A 2554-nucleotide genomic window follows, 5' to 3' on the forward strand; every position below is an offset into this window, starting at 1 on the left:
CACCAGGCCGCCGACCGGGTCGCAGGTCAGGCCCAGGTGGTGCTCCATGCCGATCTCCGCGGCGTTCTCGGCCTGGGCCGGCGAGCCGCCCATCACCGCGGCGAGCGCACCGGCGGCCATCGAGCAGGCCACGCCGACTTCACCCTGGCAGCCGACCTCGGCGCCCGAGATGCTGGCGTTTTCCTTGTAGAGGATGCCGATCGCAGCCGCGGTGAGCAGGAAATCGACCACGCCGCTGTCCGACGAGCCGTAGACGAAGCGGTGGTAGTAGTGCAGCACGGCGGGCACGATGCCGGCCGCGCCGTTGGTGGGTGCGGTCACCACGCGGCCGCCGGCGGCGTTCTCTTCGTTGACGGCCAGCGCGTAGAGGTTGACCCAGTCCATCACCTGCAGCGGATCGCGCAGCGCGGCCTCGGGGTTGCTCGTGAGGTCGCGATAGAGGTTGGCAGCGCGGCGCTTGACCTTGAAGCCGCCGGGCAGCACGCCCTCGGTGCGCAGGCCGCGGGCCACGCAATCCTGCATCGCGCGCCAGATGCGCAGCAGGCCGGCGTCGATCTCGGCGTCGGTGCGCCAGTGGCGCTCGTTCTGCCGCATGACCTGGGCGATCGTGAGCTTCTCGCGTTCGCAAAGCGCCAGCAATTCGGCGCCGGAGCGGAAGGGGCGCGGCAGCACGGTGGCGTCCGGGGCGATGACCTTCTGCCTCGTGCCGTCGGCCGCCACCTCGTCGCTGACGACGAAGCCACCGCCGACCGAGTAGTACACCCGGTTCTCGATCTCGGCGCCATCGGCGTCGCAGGCCACGAGCCGCATGCCGTTGGCATGGAAGGGCAGGCTCTCGCGGCGCTGGAACAGCAGGTCGTCGGCCTCGTGGAAGGCCACGGGCTGCTCGCCCAGCAGCGCCAGCCGGCCAGACTGGCGGATCGCGTCGAGGATCGCGGGCACCGCGTCGACATCCACCGTGTCCGGCTCGTGCCCGGCCAGGCCGAGCAGCACCGCCTTGTCGCTGCCGTGGCCCTTGCCGGTCGCGCCCAGCGAGCCGTAGAGCCAGCAGCGCACGCGCGCCGTCTTCGCCAGGAGCCCTTCGCTGCGCAGCCGCGCGGCGAACAGCCGGGCCGCCCGCATCGGGCCCACGGTGTGCGAGCTGCTCGGCCCGATGCCGATCTTGAAGAGGTCGAAGACGGAGACGGCCATGTTTGCTCGGTGCTATTCGGCGCTATCGGCGTACTGGCTCATCGGAATGCAGGAGCAGAACAGGTTGCGGTCACCGTAGACGTTGTCGACCCGGCCGACCGGTGACCAGTACTTGTTCTGGCGCAACTCGGCCACCGGGTAGGCGGCCTCCTCGCGGCTGTAGGCGTGCGGCCAGTCGGCCGCGAGCAGGCTTTGCGCGGTGTGGGGCGCGTTCTTCAGCGGGTTGTCGTCCTTCGGCCAGATGCCGGTCTCGACCTTGCGGATCTCTTCGCGGATCGAGACCATCGCGTGGCAGAAGCGATCGAGCTCGACCAGCGGCTCGCTCTCGGTCGGCTCGACCATCAGCGTGCCGGCCACCGGGAAGCTCAGCGTCGGCGCGTGGAAGCCATAGTCGATCAGGCGCTTGGCGACGTCTTCGGCGCCGATGCCCGATGCGTCCTTCAGCGGGCGCAGGTCCAGGATGCACTCGTGGGCCACGCCGCCGCCCTTGATGCCGTCGATGCCGCCACTGAAGTGGATGTCATAGTGATCTGACAGCTTCGCCGCCACATAGTTCGCGCTCAGGATCGCAACCTCGGTGGCCTGCTTCAGACCCTCGGCGCCCATCATGCGGATGTACATCCACGAGATCGGCAGCACGGCCGCGTTGCCCAGCGGCGCCGCCGCGACAGCGCCGACGCCACCCTCGCGCCGCTGGCCGGCCGTCGCATGGCCGGGCAGGAAGGGCACGAGGTCTTCGACCACGCAGACCGGGCCCACGCCCGGGCCGCCACCACCGTGCGGGATGCAGAAGGTCTTGTGCAGATTCAGGTGGCTCACGTCGCCGCCGAACTGACCCGGCGCAGCGATGCCGACCAGCGCGTTCATGTTGGCGCCGTCCACGTACACCCGGCCGCCGTACTGGTGGACCATCGTGCACAGCTCCTTCACGCGCGGCTCGAAGACGCCGTAGGTGGAGGGGTAGGTGATCATGATGCAGGCCAGGTCGTCCTGGTGCTGCTCGCACTTGGCCTTCAGGTCGTCCAGGTCGACGCTGCCGTTGGCGTCGCACTTGACCACCAGCACCTGCATGCCGGCCATGTGGGCCGAGGCCGGGTTGGTGCCGTGCGCCGACTCGGGGATCAGGCAGACCTTGCGGTGACCCTGGCCGCGCGAGGCATGCCAGCCGCGGATCGCCAGCAGGCCGGCGTACTCGCCCTGCGAGCCGGCGTTGGGCTGCAGACTGATGCCGGCGTAGCCCGTGGCCTGGCACAGCCAGCCGGTCAGCTGCTCGTTCAGCAGCGCATAGCCGGCCAGCTGGTCGGCCGGCGCGAACGGGTGCAGGTTCGCGAACTCGGGCCAGGTGATGGGGATCATCTCGCTG

1 protein-coding gene and 1 pseudogene are annotated in these 2554 nt (G+C 69.9%); both read right to left on the reverse strand.

Features of this window, described 5'->3' with window-relative positions:
* The coding region (locus tag VJ693_RS15485) for an L-serine ammonia-lyase (protein WP_324155518.1) at nt 1-1191 on the reverse strand (1191 nt) is incomplete at its 3' end.
* A 12-nt stretch (nt 1192-1203) separates the two neighbouring features.
* A pseudogene (locus VJ693_RS15490) lies at nt 1204-2554 on the reverse strand (glycine dehydrogenase (aminomethyl-transferring)); the annotation flags it as partial.

Origin of the sequence: Ideonella sp. (assembly GCF_035254525.1) — a bacterium.
In the GTDB taxonomy this organism is placed as follows: domain Bacteria; phylum Pseudomonadota; class Gammaproteobacteria; order Burkholderiales; family Burkholderiaceae_C; genus Ideonella.